Source organism: Pelomonas sp. SE-A7 (assembly GCF_030345705.1).
In the GTDB taxonomy this organism is placed as follows: Bacteria; Pseudomonadota; Gammaproteobacteria; order Burkholderiales; family Burkholderiaceae_C; genus JAUASW01.
The window spans coordinates 2,439,174-2,457,497 of sequence record NZ_JAUASW010000001.1; the positions used below are offsets into that span (position 1 = coordinate 2,439,174).

General features: G+C 68.2%; 15 protein-coding genes and 1 pseudogene. 7 read left to right on the forward strand and 9 right to left on the reverse strand.

Going from position 1 to position 18,324, the window contains the following annotated elements:
• The first annotated feature begins 54 nt into the window (after positions 1 to 54).
• From QT382_RS11080 to QT382_RS11095, 4 genes are all read left to right on the forward strand, one after another.
• Positions 55 to 690 (forward strand): LuxR C-terminal-related transcriptional regulator, encoded by a 636-nt coding sequence (locus QT382_RS11080; RefSeq protein ID WP_289254094.1) that lies wholly within the window; start codon positions 55 to 57, stop codon positions 688 to 690.
• A 142-nt stretch (positions 691 to 832) separates the two neighbouring features.
• Positions 833 to 2,335 carry a M20/M25/M40 family metallo-hydrolase gene (locus tag QT382_RS11085; RefSeq protein WP_289254095.1) on the forward strand — a complete coding sequence of 501 codons (1,503 nt, stop codon included), beginning with the start codon at positions 833 to 835 and terminating at the stop codon, positions 2,333 to 2,335.
• 117 nt (positions 2,336 to 2,452) lie between these two features.
• Positions 2,453 to 3,280, forward strand: coding sequence for a hypothetical protein (locus QT382_RS11090; protein ID WP_289254096.1), 828 nt, complete (start codon positions 2,453 to 2,455; stop codon positions 3,278 to 3,280).
• Positions 3,281 to 3,350: 70 nt separating this feature from the next.
• The gene (locus QT382_RS11095) at positions 3,351 to 4,175 is read left to right on the forward strand and encodes an SOS response-associated peptidase (RefSeq protein WP_289254097.1); all 825 of its coding nucleotides are present in this window, start codon (positions 3,351 to 3,353) and stop codon (positions 4,173 to 4,175) included.
• Positions 4,176 to 4,253: 78 nt separating this feature from the next.
• Here QT382_RS11095 and QT382_RS11100 read toward each other — a convergent pair whose 3' ends face one another.
• Positions 4,254 to 4,817, reverse strand: coding sequence for a PEP-CTERM sorting domain-containing protein (locus QT382_RS11100; RefSeq protein WP_289254098.1), 564 nt, complete (start codon positions 4,815 to 4,817; stop codon positions 4,254 to 4,256).
• 403 nt (positions 4,818 to 5,220) lie between these two features.
• Between QT382_RS11100 and QT382_RS11105 the strand changes: the two genes are divergently transcribed.
• The gene (locus QT382_RS11105; protein WP_289254099.1) at positions 5,221 to 5,946 is read left to right on the forward strand and encodes a PEP-CTERM sorting domain-containing protein; all 726 of its coding nucleotides are present in this window, start codon (positions 5,221 to 5,223) and stop codon (positions 5,944 to 5,946) included.
• Positions 5,947 to 6,088: 142 nt separating this feature from the next.
• Here the strand turns inward: QT382_RS11105 and QT382_RS21070 are convergent, their stop codons facing one another.
• The 6 genes and pseudogenes from QT382_RS21070 to QT382_RS11130 form a co-directional block, all read right to left on the reverse strand.
• Positions 6,089 to 6,493 carry an ATP-binding protein gene (locus QT382_RS21070; RefSeq protein WP_353957275.1) on the reverse strand — a complete coding sequence of 135 codons (405 nt, stop codon included), beginning with the start codon at positions 6,491 to 6,493 and terminating at the stop codon, positions 6,089 to 6,091.
• Positions 6,494 to 6,555: 62 nt separating this feature from the next.
• A pseudogene (locus QT382_RS21075) lies at positions 6,556 to 6,753 on the reverse strand (histidine kinase dimerization/phospho-acceptor domain-containing protein); the annotation flags it as partial.
• A 307-nt stretch (positions 6,754 to 7,060) separates the two neighbouring features.
• Complete coding sequence (locus QT382_RS11115; protein WP_289254101.1) at positions 7,061 to 7,834, reverse strand: hypothetical protein; 774 nt, start codon at positions 7,832 to 7,834, stop codon at positions 7,061 to 7,063.
• 433 nt (positions 7,835 to 8,267) lie between these two features.
• Positions 8,268 to 9,509: a sensor histidine kinase gene (locus QT382_RS11120; protein ID WP_289254102.1), complete on the reverse strand. Its 1,242-nt coding sequence runs from the start codon at positions 9,507 to 9,509 to the stop codon at positions 8,268 to 8,270.
• Positions 9,509 to 10,219, reverse strand: coding sequence for a response regulator (locus QT382_RS11125; protein WP_289254103.1), 711 nt, complete (start codon positions 10,217 to 10,219; stop codon positions 9,509 to 9,511). The genes QT382_RS11120 and QT382_RS11125 overlap by 1 nt, the downstream gene beginning before the upstream one ends.
• Positions 10,220 to 10,281: 62 nt before the next feature.
• Positions 10,282 to 11,151, reverse strand: coding sequence for a dioxygenase family protein (locus QT382_RS11130; protein WP_289254104.1), 870 nt, complete (start codon positions 11,149 to 11,151; stop codon positions 10,282 to 10,284).
• A gap of 139 nt (positions 11,152 to 11,290) precedes the next feature.
• Here QT382_RS11130 and QT382_RS11135 point away from each other — a divergent pair, with 139 nt between their 5' ends.
• A complete protein-coding gene (locus QT382_RS11135) occupies positions 11,291 to 12,712 on the forward strand; it encodes a hypothetical protein (protein ID WP_289254105.1) in 1,422 nt (473 codons plus the stop codon).
• Positions 12,713 to 12,788: 76 nt separating this feature from the next.
• Complete coding sequence (locus tag QT382_RS11140; protein WP_289254106.1) at positions 12,789 to 14,837, forward strand: acetyl-CoA hydrolase/transferase C-terminal domain-containing protein; 2,049 nt, start codon at positions 12,789 to 12,791, stop codon at positions 14,835 to 14,837.
• Here the strand turns inward: QT382_RS11140 and QT382_RS11145 are convergent.
• Entirely contained in the window at positions 14,827 to 15,750 is a 924-nt protein-coding gene (locus tag QT382_RS11145) for a transglutaminase family protein (protein ID WP_289254107.1), read from the reverse strand. The two genes, QT382_RS11140 and QT382_RS11145, sit on opposite strands and share 11 nt — an antisense overlap.
• Positions 15,747 to 18,323: a circularly permuted type 2 ATP-grasp protein gene (locus QT382_RS11150; RefSeq protein WP_289254108.1), complete on the reverse strand. Its 2,577-nt coding sequence runs from the start codon at positions 18,321 to 18,323 to the stop codon at positions 15,747 to 15,749. Before QT382_RS11150 ends, QT382_RS11145 begins: the two co-directional genes overlap by 4 nt.
• Position 18,324: the final 1 nt, after the last annotated feature.

Here is an 18,324-nt window from a genome sequence, read left to right on the forward strand (position 1 = left end):
TGGGGAATCGCCCCGCTGCACGAAACACGTACAACTACGTCAGGACCCTTCCCGATGCCGCCCCGCCCGGAACCCGCCCGCCGATCTGCCGATGCCGCTGCCGACGTCGATGCCACTGCCGACGTCCAGGCCGGGGCCGACGTCGACGTGGGCACGCTCGCCCTCGCCTTCGACCATGCGCCGGTGGGCCTGTGCGTGTCGCTGGACCGGCGCATCCGCCGCTGCAACCGGGCCTTCGGCGACATGTTCGGCTACACCAGCGAAGCGCTGGCCGGACAGTCGCTGGCCCTGCTCTACCCCTCGCCCGACGAGTTCGAGCAGATCGGTGCCCAGGGCCTGGCCGTGATGCAGCAGACCGGCCGTTACAGCGACGAGCGCATCATGAAGCACCGCAGCGGCCGGCTGTTCTGGGTCCATGCCTCGGGCCAGTCGCTGCAGCGCGACACGCCGTTCGCCTGCGCCGTGTGGATGTTCGAGGACATCTCCAGCCGGCGCGCCGTCACCACCGACCTCACCGTGCGCGAACGCGAGATCGTCCGCCAGCTCGCCGCCGGCGCCAGCAGCAAGCAGATCGCCCGCGTGCTGGGCATCAGCCCGCGCACCGTCGAAGGCCATCGCGCGCGCATCATCCGCAAGGTGGGCGCCAGCTCGGCGAGCGAGATGGTGGCGAGGCTGGTGGGCCTGGTGTGAGCGGGCTCGGATCGGCGAACACAAGCGGGGGGCGGCAACCTATGATGCCGCGCCGAGCTTGCGCCGGCCTCGGACAAGGGGTCACCTCGCTTTGACCTGGCCCGCTCCTGTCGCTCGGCGTTGCTCGCAACAAGGGGAATCGATGAAGAGTCTGCACCTTACGCTGTCGGCCGGGCTGACCGCGCTGCTTGTTTCGCAAGCACTGCATGCCCAGACCTTGGACCGCCAGCAACTCGAAAAGGCGGTGGCCGCGAGGCACGACCTCACAGTCAAGGCACTGCAGGACTGGATCGCGCTGCCGACCATTGCCGCCGAGGGCAAGAACATTGCCGAGGGTGCGCAATACATGCGCCGACTGGCGCTCGATGCCGGGTTCCAGCAGGCGAGGATCGTCCCCTCAGGCGGCGTCTCGGGCGTGTTCGCGACGCTCGATGCCGGTGCCCCGGTGACGCTGGGCCTTTATTTCATGTACGACGTCAAGCAGTACGACCCCGCCGAATGGAGCTCGCCGCCGCTTGAGGGCCGGCTCGTCGAAAGGCCGGGGGAAGGCACGGCCATGATGGGGCGTGGCGCCATCAACCAGAAGGGGCCGGAAATGGCCTTCCTGGCCGCGCTGCATGCGTTCAAGGCGAGCGGACGCAAGCTGCCGGTCAACCTGGTGCTGGTGGCGGAAGGCGAAGAGGAAATCGCTTCGCCGAACTTCCCGACGATCGTCGCCGACCCGGAGGTGGCCGCCGCGCTCAAGAAGACGGTCGGCGTGTTCATTCCGACGTCCAGCCAGGACGCGCGGGGCCATGGCGCCATCTCGCTGGGCGCCAAGGGCGCGGTCGAGTTCCAGTTGATCGTTGGCAGCGAGACGAGCGACAAATATCCGAAGTCCGACATCCACTCCAGCAATCATGCGCGGATCGAGAGCCCGGCCTGGCGCCTGGTGAAGGCACTCGACACGCTGGTCGCGGCCGACGGCCACACGCCGGCGATCGACGGCTGGTTCGAGAACGTCCAGCCGCTCAGCGCGCGGCAGAAAGAGCTGATCGCGCAGCGCGTCGCCGCGACCAACGAAGCGGAGGTGAAGAAGGCCCTGGGCGTGGGCCGATGGATAGGCGACGAGGACTACCTGGCAAGCTCGTATCGCTTCCTTTCTCAACCGACCGTCAACATCCAGGGGCTGGTGAGCGGCTATGCCGGGGTGGGCGGCAAGACCGTCCTGCCCGGCCGTGCCGAGGCCAAGCTCGAGTTCCGCCTGGTGCCGAACATGAGCAAGGACGAGGCGGTCACCAAGCTCAAGGCCCATCTGGCCAAGCGCGGCTTCGACGATGTGAAGGTGGTGGTGAGCGGCGGCTACGGCCCCAACCAGACCAATGAGAACAGTGCCTTCATCCAGGCACAGAAGCGCGTCTTCGACCGGGCCGGGATCAAGTACACGCTGAGCCCCCGCAATGCCGGGAGCTGGCCCGGCGTCGTGTTCAACGGCGCACCACTCAACCTGCCGACCGGCCAGTTCGGAATCGGCCGCGGCAACGGGGCGCATGCCCCTGATGAGTGGTTCCTCATCAAGTCGACCCATCCCAAGGTCGCCGGCCTCGACGAGGCGACCATGCTCTACGTCGACTATCTCTACGAGATTGCCAAGCTGGGCCAGTGAGCCGCACGCCCCCGTCCTCCAAATCACCGACATCACATCCCCGCTCATCCGTCGAATTGCCTTGAAGGTCACGCACCCCGGAACCAAACTGGAACGGCAACCCCGGGGAGCCGCGCCATGCAATGCCCGAATCCCAGACTGACCACGATCCTGTGCTGCGCTGCTGCGCTGTTGTGCGCCTGCGGCGGTGGCGGTAGCGGCGCCGCCAGCGGTGCGCTTGCGGCCGCCCCGGGCGCCATGGCCCCGCCGGCAGTCACGTCACCCCAGCCGGGCCAGCCAGCACCGGCAGCCGTGGCGGGCACCTCGATCGTGGCCAATGTCTATCTGTATGCCGACGGCTACCCGGCGACCGACAGCTTCTTCTCGGGTCCGCCGGCCGGACTCAACGCCATGGCCTCGGTCTATGTGGGGGACTCGATGCGCGGCGGGGCGGTCATGGACGCCGAGGTGGTCGTCGACGGGAGGCGCCTGGTCTTTGACAGCGAGACGCAGGTGTATCGAGGCGCGCTCTCGGCCGACCTGGGCGCGATGGTCTCGCTTTCGGTCCGCGTCGGCAGCCAGGTCTTCACCGCCACCACCCGCCAGCTGGCCTCGCTGCCTGTGGTCACCTCACCTGCGGCGACCCACGCCGTGCCGGCCGGACAAGCGTTGACCGTCGCCTGGTCCGCTCCGACCCGGGCCGCGTCGTCCACGTCCACCAGCGAGTTCGCCTACAGCCTGTGGATCGGCGACGTCACTTCCGGCCGCCTGACCTGGATGTCGTGGGAGTCTGAAGTGGACGACGTGCTCGGGCCGACTTATGCCATCCCGGCTCGCGCCTTGACCGCCGGGCCGCACCTGCTGGGCCTGTCGGCTGCCGATTGCCGCCCGATCGCCGGCACGGTGGGCACGTCGGCGCTTTGCGCTGGCGTCGTCCGGACCGTGAGCATCGCGGCGATCCAGTGAGTGCGGGCCTCCAGCCCGCCGCAGGCGCGGGCTAGGATAGCGGCTCGCCTACGCGCCAGCCCCCGTCCGCATGTGTTCCAACTACAAGCCCGTGACCCTGCAGGATCGCCTGCTGGCCAACTTCGGCGTGGTGCGTCCGGACGAGGTCGATCCGCCCGAGATGGTGTCGCCCGGCGTCGGCGCCCCTTTCCTGATGCGGCCCGACCACAAGGCCGACCTCAAGGAGCGGGCCTGCTTTCTGGGCCGCTACGGTCTCTTGCCCGAATGGGCACAGGACCTGGCCTTCGGCCGGCACACCTACAACTGCCGCACCGAGACCATGCGGACCAAGCCGGCGTTTCGCAAGGCCTGGGCCTACGGACACCGCTGCATCGTGCCGGTCGAATGGCTGTACGAGTTCAGCTACGAGACCGGCGAGCCGGTGCGCTGGCTGATCCGGCATCGCACCGGTGAACCTCTGGGCGTGGCTGGCCTGTGGGGACTGTGGTTCGACCCGCAGGGCACCGAGGTGCTGTCATTCACCATGTTGACCGTGAATGCCGACGGCCACGGCATCTTCGGCAAGCTGCATCCTCCCGCCGACGAGAAACGCATGCCGGTGATCCTGTTCCGGTCCGATTACGACGACTGGCTGTTCGGCACGAACGAGCTGGCGGAGCGCCTGATCCGGCCCTATCCGGCCGAGCTGCTGGAATCGCAGCCCGATCCCCTGGCCTGGAAGCCGCTGGCCGAGCCCAAGTCCTGGCAGAACGAGCCGGACCTGTTCGAGGACGCCTGGCGCGATGCCGCCACCGACCCGGCGGCCCGCGCGATCAAGGCCCGCAGGAGCCGGGCCAGGCCCAAGGACCCACCGCTGCCGGACGAGCCTGGGCCGGTGACCGGCGACCTGTTCTAGGCGCGGCGCCTGGACGCCCGGGCCAAGGGCTTGACGGCGCAGGCCGCACCGAGCCGCAGGCCCGGTGCGCCGAATCGCTCAGGACTGGCGACGTCGCGCGACGGCCAGCCCAGCCAGGCCAAGGCCGACCAGCGCCAGCATGCCCGGTTCCGGCACCGACTGGTCAACGACTGCCACCTGACGAACTTCCAAGCCGTTGCCCTGGAAGAGCGCCGTCCAGCCGATCTGGGAGAACGTGTGGCTCTTGTTGTCGTAGAAATCTGCCTTGAAGCCGATGTCGAGACCGGTGAACTCGCGCGTGACACCGTCGCCGAAAAGTCGCTGGGTGATGCCGAGATGCGCGCAGCAGCTGCTGCTGTCTGCGATGGCGGCCGACCAGGCCGGACCGCTCTGCAGGCCGGTGAAGGTCAGCGAACCTTGCGAGGTGCCGAACGACGAGACGGTGTCCACGCCCAGCCATGCCTCGATGCTGCCCTGGCCGTTCCAGCGCAGCGCTTGGCCGGGCAGGAAGGAGATCGAGATCGTCACCAGATCCAGGTCGTTGACGGTCACGGCCGACACCAGGTCGGTGAAGTTCGCGGGTTGTTTCCAGGTGGTGCCGCTGATCTGGCTGTTCAGATCGAAGACCACCTTGGCGGTCACGGGTCCTGCCACGGCGGCCAACGAAGCACCGGCCATCAAAACGCTTGCAATCAAGCCTCGAATCAATCTCATGAGCACCTCAGGGCGAAAAACCCGAATCGTCAGCAATCACCGTGCCACCCAATGGAATCAAGGACATAGCTGAGGTTTCGTGCGCATCTGTAACGGAACCCGACGGCAATCGCCCAACAGGCCGCCGAAACAGGCTGAGCGGCGTCCTCAGCGAGCCCCGAGCCCGAGCCACCTGCCGGACAGATGCGTTCGGCCCCGCCGCCGGCTCTTGTCGAGGTGCTTTACATGCCGGCAGCACCGCCTTGCCGTCCGGTCTTCAAGTCCTTGAAAGCAATGGATTTTTCTTGTTGGCACCACATTTGCTTCGACCCTGGCTCGGAACCTGAGCCCCTTGCTCAACGGCAAGGGATTGCGTGTAACGACCTGGAGATCGTCCATGAACATCAAAGCCCTTCGCGCCGCAATCGCGGCGCTTGCATTGGCTGGCCTGACGGCTGGAGCGTCGGCTGGCGCCATTCGATCTGGAACCGTGATCGCGTCGTCGGCGTCGGCCTGCTGCGGTCTGGTCGCCAGCCTGCTGGTGGACCAGTCCGGCCTGTCCAGCAACTACGTCAACGGCGTGACCGACTTCGACACCTACCTGGCTTCGTCGCCGACCGCACTGGGCTCGTCGACGTGGCCGCTGTTCCCGGCAGGCTACTTTGCCTTTGCCGGTGCCGTCGTCGACATCGACTTGGGTGCTTCCTACACCCTCGCACGGCTGGCGATGTGGAACGACCACGACTACCAGGGCGTCGATGCCTTCCACCTGCTGATCTCCGACACCGCCGATTTCGCCGTCAGCAGCTCGCTGGGTGCGTTCAACGCCATGTACGGCAACAACGACAACAACTTGCTGTCCTACGACATCGGCACGCCGCATCAGGTGTTCGACCTGACGGATGCAACCGGCCGCTATGTGCGCGTCGTCTTCGATTCTGCGCACCAAGACACCTACATCAACCTCAATGAGATCGCGTTCGACACCGGCAGCGGCGAGAACCATGTGCCGGAGCCGGCCAGCCTGGCGCTGGTCGGCCTGGGCCTGGCAGGCCTGGTGGCACGCCGCCGTCGCTGAGCTCTTGTTGATCAAGACCTGAGCGCGCCTCCGCCAATGCGGGGCGCCCTTCGAGGCCGACGCCCTAGGGTTGTCGGCCTTTTGCATTCCATCGGCGACACGCTGCGCCGCTGACGGGGTCCCGCTAGGCTGGACACAGGCCTCAGGACAGTCGCAGCTCCGCCCTCAGTCCCCCGCCCTCGCGAGGCCGCAGCACCAGCGTGCCGCCCATGCGCTGCGTCAGGTCCCTGGCGATGTAGAGCCCCAGGCCCATGCCGCCGGTATGCCGGTTGCGTGAAGCCTCCACGCGGTAGAAGGGCTCGAACACCGACTCCAGCTTGTCGACCGGAATGCCCGGCCCGCGGTCTTCGATGGTGATGATGAAGCCGAGGCCACGCGGCTCGCGCTGCAAGCCCACCTCGGCACTGCCCGCATAGCGCAGCGCAGCGCATTGCCTATCAGGTTGCCCAGCACGCGACGCAAGGCCTGAGGCCGGATGGAGCGGATCAGCGCTTCGCCACCGGCCGCGCAAGTCACCTTCAGGCCCTGCTCCGCCAGGTCGTCGCACAGCGACTGCAGCAGCGCGGCCACATCGCAGGCCTGGGCCGGCTCGGCGGCACCGCTGTCGCCGCGGAATACTTCGAGCACGGTGTCGATCAAGGCATTGATCTCGCGGATGTCGGTCACCGACTTCTCCAGCGGATCACCCGTGAGGCCCAGGGTTTCCAGCCGCATGCGCAGCCGGGTCAGCGGCGTGCGCAGGTCATGCGAGATGGCGCTGACCATCAGGGCCCGCTGCGTGAATTGCTGGCGCAGCTGACGGGCCATGCCATTGAAAACCTGGGCCGCCTCGCGCACCTCGCGCGTGCCCTGCCTTTCGTCGAGCTGATGCGGTGCCGTGCCGCCGGACTGCGGGCCGTCGCCTGCCGCCCGATCGCCGACACCGTGGGTTCGTCGACCTTCTGCGCGGGCGCAGTGAGGGCTGTGCCCATCAAAGTCTCGCAATACCGACCTAGCCTTCAGGGCAAGCGCAGCACACCGTTCAGACCTCGACGCACCAACGCAACGCCCTTGTTTGAACTCCCGGGCACCTCGTCGCGCCTTGAGACCATTTGGCCAGCAGCGCCAAAATCCACTATAGACATGCCAAGCCGCAAATCAATTCATCGCGCCCAGAGTTAATTAGGCATCGCGTCTTATCATCGCCCCACAGCGCATCACACTCGGCCCGAGCTTGATTGGTAATGTATCGGCAGGCGCCCAGACATATTGCACACGAAATAGGAGTTTGACAAACCAGCAATGATGGAATATCTTCTTGCGGCACATAATAAGCAAGCAGGTCATCCACCCAATAGTCATACTCATGCGAATAGATTGGATCGGTAGGGTCCGGACCTTCCTCGAGCCCCAAAGAGTATGCAGCGGAGCTTCCGCCGGATCCGGTCTTGGCAATCTTCGAGTCGACAACTTTCGCCCTTACCATTGCCTTCATGAACCTATACAAATCGCGACCCTGAGTTCTATTGATAATTTCGACGGCTTTCAATGCGCGAGCTGAGGTTGTATCCTGAACAACGTCCGCAATACCCACTTGCCTCGATTCAAATCGAATCATATAGGGTGCCAACATTGTTGCTTGATAAAAGAATACCTTTCTGCGAGTATCCACCTGCATTGTGGAAAGACGCCCTTGAGCGTCATAGGAGAATTCAAGAACTCTCCCGTCACTGCGGCGCACTGAAAAAACCCTATTCCCACTGGTTTTCAGGATTGAAATTGGGCTGCAATCAGTCAACCTTTTTGAAGCCTTTGAAGATTCGGAACCATTCACTGACCGTGCCGTGTCAATCGACGATGCGGTCGACGCCACGAAGAGCAAGAAGATGGTGAAAACATGTCTAAGCATGCAACCTCCAAACAATGGCCGCGATCAAACAAATGCCAACGACCAGACGAAACATCCATCTGGATCTAGTATCGGCAATCAACCTCCTAAACAGCCACCCCCAGCGCCCCTTGTCCAATGGTTGACTTAGGATCCAACGATCAAGCAACCAAATTGCTACCAACATGGCGCCAACAGCAGCCCACTGATATGCAGAGAATCCCATGATGTATCCGGCTAGTGATGAACAGCCTAATTGGGGACCATGGAAAGGTCATCGTCAATGTTTGCGATGTTTCGCGCGCTGCTCAAAGGCATTCGCATCGAAATTGCATTTCCTCGGGCGCGGTCGCGCTGGTCAATTCCAAGAGCGGTAGGCACCGCGTCTCGCTTGTCTGACCACGCGTTCAGGTCTCGGCTAACACCGTGCTCCAGTGATTGATCGGCCTCTGACCTAACGCAAGCTCAGCTCCGCCCTCAGCCCCCCACCCTCGCGAGGCCGCAGCACCAGCGTGCCGCCCATGCGCTGCGTCAGGTCCCGGGCGATGTAGAGCCCCAGCCCCATGCCACCGGTATGCCGGTTGCGTGAAGCCTCCACGCGGTAGAAGGGCTCGAACACCGACTCCAGCTTGTCGGCCGGAATACCCGGCCCGCGGTCTTCCACCGTGATGACGAAGCCAAGACCGCGCGGCTCGCGCTGCAAGCCGACCTCGGCACTGCCCGCGTAGCGCAGCGCATTGCCTATCAGGTTGCCCAGCACGCGACGCAAGGCCTGAGGCTGGACGGAGCGGATCAGCGCTTCGCCACCGGCCTCGCAAGTCACCTTCAAGCCCTGCTCCGCCAGGTCGTCGCACAGCGATTGCAACAGCGCGGCCACATCGCAGGCCTGGGCCGGTTCGGCAGCGCCGCTGTCGCCGCGGAATACTTCGAGCACGGTGTCGATCAAGGCATTGATCTCGCGGATGTCGGTCACCGACTTCTCAAGCGGATCACCCGTGAGGCCCAGGGTTTCCAGCCGCATGCGCAGCCGGGTCAGCGGCGTGCGCAGGTCATGCGAGATGGCGCTGACCATCAGGGCCCGCTGCGTGAATTGCTGGCGCAGCTGACGGGCCATGCCATTGAAAACCTGGGCCGCCTCGCGCACCTCGCGCGTGCCCTGCTGCTCGTCGAGCGGGGGCGGCGGCGTGCCGGCCTGCGGGCCGCTGCGGATGCTCGTCGCCAGGTCGTCCGAGGCCTGGACCAGCTTCTTCATGGGCGCAGCCAGCCAGCGCGATCCCCACCAGGCGGCCAGCGCAATCACCAGCAGGCGGATGCCGTAGTCCAGCACGAGCACCTCGGTGGGCAGGCCTCCGCCACCGCCGCGAGGGCGCAGGGGCACCGGACCATCACCGGCCATCTCGGGCCGCAGGTCGGGGCCTTCGTCGGGCGGGCCGGGCTCGCCGCGCGGCGGCCGTTGCCTCGACTGAGGCGGTGGTGGCAGGGGCCGCTCCCCCTCCCCGCCCTGACGGCGCGCATCCGGCAGGCCGGGCGTGGGCGGCAGCGAAGGAAAGGTCGGCAGCATCACAGGCCGGCCACGGCCCTCCAGGTAGACCAGGTGCACGGCCGCCCAGGCCAGCACATGGCTGACCACCAGGGCGCCCCACATCAGCAGGAACAGCCGCTTGGCCAGCGTGTCGGTGAACCAGCTGAGCTTCATCAAGGCGCAAATCCCACCGGCGCATCGAACAGATAGCCTTCGCCGCGCATCGTGCGTATCAACCTCGGCTCCCTGGGCGAGTCGCCCAGCTTCTGGCGCAGCCGCGAGACCGCCAGGTCGATGCTGCGGTCGTTGACCTCGACGCCCGGCGCGCGGCTCATCTCTATCAGCTGCTCGCGGCTCAGCACGCGGCCGGGCCGTTCGACGAAGGCGCTGAGCAGGCGGTACTCGGCGCTGGAGAGCGCCACCACCACACCCTCGGGCGAGACCAGCTGGCGCAGCAGGCGGTCGAAGCGCCAGCCATGGAACTGCAGCGACCGCTCGCCCTCAAGCAGCTTGTCGGCCTTGCCGGTGCGGCGGCGCACCGCATGGATGCGGGCCACCAGCTCGCGCGGCTCGAAGGGCTTGGCCAGGTAGTCGTCGGCGCCCATCTCCAGGCCCAGCACGCGGCTGATCGGGTCGCCCTGGGCGGTCAGCATCACGATGGACAGCTCGGGATGGGTCTGCTGCAGCCAGCGGCACAGGTCCAGGCCGTTCTCGTCGGGCAGCATCAGGTCCAGCACCACCACGTCCACCGCCTCGGCCAGCAGCAGGCGGCGCATCTCGCGGCCATCGGCCGCCGTGCTCACCTGCATGGCAAAGCCCTGCAGATACTGCTGCAGCGAGTTGCGGATCTCGGCGTCGTCGTCGACCACCAGACAGCGGGTCATCCCGTCCTCCACCGCGCCGGCCGCGGCGCCCGTGGACGATAACCCAGCCCACCCGCCGCGGTTCACACCGAGATGCCCACGGTCAGCGTCGCCGCGTAGCCGGCCGCCACGCTGCTGGTGAGCGTGGCCAGCTGGGTGGCGTAGCCATCGCTGAAGACGTTGTCGGCGGCGAAGCTGATGCGGGCGAGGTTGGTCGCGCTGGCCGAATAGCCGCTGCTGGCGTAGACCGTGTTGCAGATGTCGGTCGGGAAGGCGATCTGCGAGGTCTTGATCTTGTTGCTGAACGAGGTGGCCGCCGTGCTGCTGCGGTAGACCTCGAAGTGCATATGCGGCATGCGGCCGTCGTAGCAGCCCGGGAAGATGGTGGTGAACGTGACCATGCCGTCGCTGCCGCTGACCTGCACGCCGCGCAGATAGTTCTCGGCGGTCACGCCGCTGGAATACATCGAATAGCGGCCTTCGCGGTCGCAGTGCCAGAGGTAGATCGCATAGCCGGCCAGGTCGGCGCAGCTGCCGTTGGTGTTGACCAGGCGCAGCTTGAGGCTCAGCGGCACGCCGCCGGCCACGGCACTGGCGCCGGCAATGCTGCTGCGGATGTCGGAGCGCAGGATGCCGCTGAGCATCAGCGCATTGGCGACGCCGCCGTTGGCGGAGTTGGAGCCGTCGCCCGGGTAGGGGCCGGCGGTCTCTTCGGGAATCACGCTGCAGCTGCCGGTGGTGGTGGTCCCGCCGCCGGAACTGCTGCCGCCGCCGCTGCTGCTGCTGCCACTGGTCGTCGACGAACCGGCGGAGCTCGATGCATCACCCCCACCGCCGCCGCAGCCCAGCAGGCCGAGCGCGCCCACACCGGCCAGCCAGCCCAGCGTCCGGCGGCGCTGGCGCAGCAGTTGTTCGAGGTCGTAGGCCAGTCCCTGGTCATGGTCGTGCTGCATGCTGTTCGCTCCGGTTGCATTGCCTGAGCGCCATTGCAGCCTGGGGCCTTGTCCCCCATTTGCCCGATTTGTGTCCGACCAGAAATGAGCCCCGCGATGCGAGACACTAGGGCCGGCTCCACCGAACCCACGAACCTCCGTGCTCCTGTCGCTGCGCACAGCCCCGACCATCGTCACCTGGCCTCCCACCGGCCGCGCGCCTACTCCCATGGAGCGCTGCCTGCTGCTGGCCCTGCTGCTGCACGGCCTGCTGGTCGCCTGGATAGGCTCGACCCCGGGCACGGCCCAGGTCGGCGAGGGCTTGTGGGGCCGCATCAACGTGACGCTGCGCGGCGAACCCGGCCCCAATCGCAAGGGCTCGGACAGCGCGGCCGCACCGCGCCCCAGCAGCAGCGATGCGCCGCCGCGCGACACCCCCCGCATCGGAGGCCAGGTGCGCAGCACCGAAGCGCCGACCGATGCTGCACCCGGCGCTGCCCGTGTCGGCCAGACCAACCCGATCCGCGAAGAGCCCGAGTTGAGCCGACTGGCCGACACCGTGCCGGGCGGCCAGCTGCAACCGCTGCCCAGCGAGAAGCTGGGGGCCGGCGCCACGGCCGCGCCGGCCGAACCGGCCAAGAGCGAGCCCTCGCCCGAGCCCAGGACGCTGAACCGCGTGAGCAACCCCGAGGCCAGCTCGCTTCAGACCCTGCAATCGCTGCCCGCAAGCAGCGAGCTCTTGCAGCCGGCACCGACGCTGGCGCCCAGCAAACGCGCCGTCAGCCAATCCGCCACCCCCGCGCTCAAGACCCTGCCCAATGCCCTGCCGACGAGCACCAGCGTCGACAGCGTCGTGACACCCGAACTCACCGCCACGCCCAAGCCGATGTCGCGCATCGAGCAGGGCACGACGGCCAGTCCGCTGACCAGCAAGCCCTTGCCCACGCTGCCAAGCCGCGTACAGGCCAACGAGGTGCACCTGCCCGCCGCCCTGCCGCAAACGCCGACGCCGTTGGGCACCGTGGCCGCCCCGACCTCGACCGCCGTGCCGGCCAAGCCCCTGCCCAGCCTGCCGACGCCTACGCAGGCCAGCCCCGCGCCGGCCATCGCTCCGCTGCCTGAGACCCCACGCCTGGCCGCCGAGCCGGTCCAGGCCCCGGTCGCTGCCGCACCGGCCGCCACCACGCCTGCGGCCAGCCCCTCCACCAGCCCCAGCACCTCCGACAACAGCGCGCCGCAGCGCACCGTCACCACGCCCGGCGCCAGCAATGCAGCACCGGCTGGCGCGCCCGATGCCGGCCGCAAGATCGGCAGCGACCTGGCCCTGCCCCCGGCGCCGGGCGCCAGCGCGCCCAAGCTCAATCTGGAACTGCCGCGCAGCGGCGGCCCGCTGGCCCGCCAGGGCGTGCGCGGCATGGTCGACCTGGTGCCGGCCCCGCCCGACAAGAAGAGCAAGCTGGAGCAGGAACTGGAGGCCGCCAAGCGCGCCGACTGCCGGCGCGCCTACGAGAACGCCGGCATCCTGGCCGTGATCCCGCTGGCCCTGGACACGGCACGCGGCAAGGGCTGTACCTGGAAGTGAGGCGAGGCCGGCCCTTGTCCGACGTCAAGCCGGACCGGGTCCATCGGTTCGACACTGGAGACAGGAGACGAACCGCATGACGAAGAAGACTCAGAGCATCGAAGCCGCAGTCGAGGCCGTGCTGCAGGCCATTCCCGGCGACCTCGTGATGGCGATTCCGCTGGGCATAGGCAAGCCCAATGCCTTCGTCAATGCGCTGTACCGGCGCATCGCCGCCGAGCCCTCGCGCCGGCTGGCGATCTTCACGGCGCTGTCGCTGGAGAAGCCGGTCGGCCACAGCGAGCTGGAAGAGCATTTCCTGGCGCCGCTGCGCGAGCGGGTGTTCGCCGACTATCCGGACCTGGACTATGTGAAGGCGCTGCGCGGGCCCGGCCTGCCGCCCAATATCGCGGTCCACGAGTTCTTCATGAAGACCGGCGACTACCTCGGCAACGACGCCGCCCAGCAGGGTTTCGTCTGCACCAATTACAGCTTCGTGGTGCGCGACATGATGGCGCAAGGCGTCAACCTGATCGCCCAGGCCGTGGCCGAGCGAGACGGCCTGCTCTCGCTCTCCAGCAATCCCGACCTGACCCTGGACCTGATCGAGCGCATGGGCGCCGCCGGCCGCCCGCTCATGACCGTGGCGGCCATCAACCGCCAGCTGCCCTTCATGGTCGGCGAGGCGGCGCTGGCGCCGGAGCGCTTCGACATCGTCATCGACGAGCCGGCCTGCAGCCACACGCTGTTCGCGCCACCCAATGCCGCCATAGGCTGGGCCGACCATGCGATAGGCCTGCATGCTTCCAGCCTCGTGGTCGATGGCGGTACTTTGCAGATTGGCATTGGCTCGCTGGGAGATGCCATCGCCAATGCGCTGATCGTTCGCGACCGCCACAACGAGTCCTACCGCCGCATGCTCACCGGCCTGGCCGGCGGCGATCTGCAAGGCCGCGAGCTGGAGCCCTTCGCCCAGGGCCTGTACGGCTGCTCGGAGATGTTCGTCAATGGCTTCATGCGATTGATCGATGCCGGCATCGTGCGCCGCCGCGTCTTCATGGATGCCACGCTGCAGTCGCTATCGGACCAAGGCCGGCTCGGCCCCAGGCCCGGCGCCAATGTCTTGCGCCTGCTGCTGGAGCGCGGCCGCATCGCCTGGCCGCTGCGCGAGGACGACATCGCCTACCTCGAACGCTTCGGTGTCCTGCGAGTGGGCGCAAGGCCCACCACGTTGGACGACGACAGCGCCATCGGCGAGCGCTGGCGCGAGGCACCTCTGATGCACGGTGGCTTCTTCCTCGGCCCGGGCGACTTCTACCAGCGGCTGCGCGATCTGCGCGAGCCGCTGCGCGAGCAGATTTCGATGACGCGCATCTCCTTCGTCAACGAGCTCTGGGGCGACCGCTTCGCCGACGAGTCGCTGAAGCGTGCCCAGCGCCGCCAGGCCCGCTTGATGAACACGACCATGAAGATGACGCTGCTGGGCGCGGCCTCGTCCGACGGCCTGGCCTCGGGCCAGATGGTCTCGGGCGTGGGCGGCCAGTACAACTTCGTCGCCATGGCCCATGCCCTGCCCGATGCGCGCCTGGTGCTCCTGATGCGCGCCACCCACGACAACGCCCATGGCCTGACCAGCAGCATCGTCTGGGACTACGCCAACTGCACCATCCCGCGCCATTTGCGCGACCTCGTGATCACCGAATACGGCGTTGCCGACCTGCGCGGCCAGACCGATGCCGAGGTGGTGAAGCGGCTGCTGAACGTGACCGACTCACGCTTCCAGGAATCGCTTCGTGAGCAGGCCGTCGCCCACGGCAAGCTGGAGCCGGACTACCGAATCCCCGAGCGCTTCCGCAGCAACAGCCCGGAGATGCTGCGCGAGCAGCTGCGGCCCTGGCGCAATGCCGGCCTGCTGGCCGACTTCCCGTTCGGCACCGACCTGGACGAGGACGAGCTGAAGATCGTGCGCGCGCTGAAGAAGCTCAAGCATGCGAGCGCCCATCCGGCCGAGCTGCTGCCCATGGTGTTCCAGAGCCTGACCGGCGAACGGCCGGTGCCCGAGGCCTACCTGGAAAGGCTGGGGCTGGACCAGGCCCAGGGCTTCAAGCAGCTGTTCCTGCGCCGACTCTTCTCCGTCAATCTCTGACGGGCTCCACCGTCACCGAGGCCTGCGGCCTGGCCTGGCCGCCCCCGCGTATCACGCCACGCAGCGGTGCCACGTCGGCATAGTCGCGACCCCAGGCCAGCAGCACATGGTCGAGGCCGGCCTGCATGTCATTGGTCGGGTCCAGCGCAATCCAGCCCTGGCGTGGACACCAGACCTCGGCCCAGGCATGCGAGGCATCAGCCCCCACCAGGCGCGGCTGCCCCGGCGGCGGCTGGGTCAGCAGATAGCCGCTGACATAGCGGGCCGCCAGGCCCAGCGAACGGCAGGCCGCGATCAGCAGATGGGCGAAGTCCTGGCAGACGCCCTGGCCCAGGGCCAGGACCTGGGAGGCGTCGGTCGCCACGTCGGTGCTGTGCGGCACATAGCGGAAGCCGGCGTGGATCTGCGCCATCAGCGCCAGCGCCGCGGCCGCCAGCGGCCGGCCCGGCGTGAAAGCCCGTTGCGCGAATTCGGCCAGCGCAGGCTCGGGGCGCGCCAACGGCGAAGCCAGCGTGAACTCGGCCGCCTCCAGACGGATGCCACCAGCCTGGTAGCGCAATTGCCCGGCCACCTGTTCCCAGGGCGGGCTGTCTTCGGCCACGAGCGGCGGCGGCGCCAGCAGGCCGGCCTCGAAACTGCTGCTGACGACAAGACGCTCATGAACCGCGTTATGCGAAAACACGATGCGGCCGTTGCCCCAGACGTCTTCGCTGAGCGCGTGGCGTGGCAGGCCCGTGCCTTCCCAGCGGTCGGGCCGCGGGCTGATGTCCAGCCGCCAATGACGCAGCTGCTGGCGCTCCGTTTCGCGCGGCCGCAGGCAGGCCAGGTGATGGGCCAGCTCCACCGGCGCGGCGTAGTGGTAGACCGTGTCGTGGCGGACATGCAGCCAGCGGCGTGCGGCGTGCTCGCTCATTGCCACACCCGATGGACGTCGTTGCCCACATGGGCGAAGAAGCGCCGGCCAATGGCGGAGGACAGCGCCCGGGCCTCGCTGCCGCAGTCGCGCAGCAGTCGGGCCAGCGAGGCGGGACGGCCCTGGTCGTCGAGCTGGGCCAGCGCCTCGAGCCGCCATTGGCCCGGCTGCGGCAGGGCCGCCAAGGCCACCTCGGCCCAGCGCGCCTCCTGGCGCGAGAGCTTGAGCAGGCGATCGCGCAGCGTGCGCGCCACCCAGGCCAGCGAGCGCGGGTTCTCGGTGTCCAGCACCAGCAGCTGCACCAGCGGCAGCAGCTCCAGCCTGGCCTGGAAGCGGGCGCGGTAGGTGATGGTGGAGTCGAACAGGCCCAGCAGCAGGGCAAAGCCCTCGTCCTGCCGGTGCAGGCCATGGGCCAGGCCCAGGTCCAACGCGCCGGCCAGGAAGTCCAGCCGCTCGATCTGCCGGCCCACGCTGAGCAGGCGCCAGCCGTCGTCGCGGGTCATGCGGTCGGTCTGGGCGCCGGTGATCGCCGCCAGATGCGTGGCCGCGCGGCCGAGCAGGCCCAGTACATCGGCCAGCGGCTCGGCGCTGCCGCTGGCCAGCACGGTGGACAGGTGTTCGCCGAAATGCTCGCCGACCTCGTGGATCAGCTGCCAATGCTCGGCCGACAGCCGCTCGCGCAAGGCCTGGCCGCATTGGCGCAGCGCCTGCAGGCTCCAAGCCACGCTGTGCGCGCCCTGCAAGTCGCCCAGCGAGCTGATCAATTGGCGCTCCAGCTCCAGGGCCGACGAGGCATTCACACCCGCAGGCAGCAAGCCCTGCTGCGCGCACAGCTCGCCAAGCATGATCTGCAGCTCGGCCGGCGCGACGCTGCGCTGGATGGCGGCCAGCGTCTCCAGGCTCAGCCGCGCCAGCCGCACGGCGTTCTCGGCCCGCTCGGTGTAGCGACCCAGCCAGAACAGGTTCTCGGCCGCATGACTGCTGACCCGGCGCTGGCTCTGGCCCAGCTCGGCGGCGCTGAGCGGCTGCTGCACCAGCGGGCTGCGGTCCACCGGGCCCTCGGTCTGCACCCAGCAGTCGGCACTGGCGCTGCCTTCGCGCATGGACAGCCAGGCATCGGCACCGCCCTCGCCGCGGCTGGCGACACGGGCCAGGCCGCCGGACAGCAGGCTCCAGCCACCGCGGCCGTCGGTCATGGCATAGACCCGCAGCACGGCCGGCCGCGGCTCCAGCGCGCCGCTGCGCCAGACCGGCGTCTGCGAAGGCCGCAGCCGCGCCAGCAAGGTGTGGGCGGCCGGATCGGCCTCGACATCGCGCGCCACCTGCTCCAGCTCGGCCGGCGACAGGCCGGCCAGCAGCTGCGGCATGAAGCTCTGGGTGCAGTCGCTGGCCGGGAAGCTGGGCGCCAGCACATAGTCGGCCAGCTGCCCGCGGTGCTCGCGCCAGACCGAGGCCTCGCCGCACCACCAGGAGGTCACGGCCGGCAGCTTCAGCGGCTCGCCCAGCAAGGCCTCGCAGACGCCCGGCCAGAAGGCCGACAGGCCCGGACTCTCCAGCCAGCCAGCGCCGGGCGCATTGGCCATCACCAGCTCGCCGGCCCGCAGCGCCTGCAGCAGGCCCGGCACGCCCAGCGTGGAATCGGCGCGCAGCTCCAGCGGGTCCAGGTATTCGTCATCGACCCGGCGCAGCAGCACATGGATGCGTTCCAGGCCCTGCAGGGTCTTGAGGAAGAGCTGGTCGCCGCGCACCGTCAGATCGCTGGCCTCCACGAGGCTCAAGCCCAGGTAGCGTGCCAGGAAGGCCTGCTCGAAATAGGTCTCGTGCAGCGGCCCCGGCGTCAGCAGCGCCACATGCGATCGCTCGCCGGCCGGCGACAGCCGCATCAGGCCCTGCAGCATGGCCTGCGGCGCACCGGCCAGGCGCTGGATCCGCAGCTCGCGGAAGGCCTCGGGAAATTGCTGGGCGACGATCAGCCGGTTCTCGAGCAGATAGCCCAGGCCCGAGGGCGCCTGGCAGCGCTGGCCGACCACCCACCAGCCACCATCGGGGCCACGCGCCAGATCCACCGCCAGCACATGCAGGAACACGCCGCCCGGCGGCCGGCAGCCCTGCATGGGCCGCAGGTATTGCGGATGGGCCAGCACCAGCGACGGCGGCAGCAGGCCGCGCGCCAGCAGGCTGCGCTCGCCATAGGCATCGGCCAGCACCTGGTTGAGCAAGCGGGCGCGCTGCAGCACGCCGGCCTCGATCTGCAGCCAGTCCTCGCTGCCCACCAAGAGGGGCAGCAGTTCCAGCGGCCAGTCGCGTGCGGCCTCGCCGTCGCGGCCATGGATGTTGTGGGTCGCGCCGTCCTCATGGATGCGCCGGCGCACCCGCTCGGCGCGGTGCGGCAGCTCGGCCCATTGCGCAGCGCCTCCCGCTGCGAAGAAGCGCTGCCAGGCCGAGGAGAAAGGCGCCGGTCCAGCGCCGGTCAGGCGGGCGCGCAACTCGTCGAAATGCCCGGCGTCGCCGCTGCGCGCGGCGGCCTGGAGCTGGGCGTCGAAAGCCTGGGGGTCTGGGCGCTCGGTGGACACC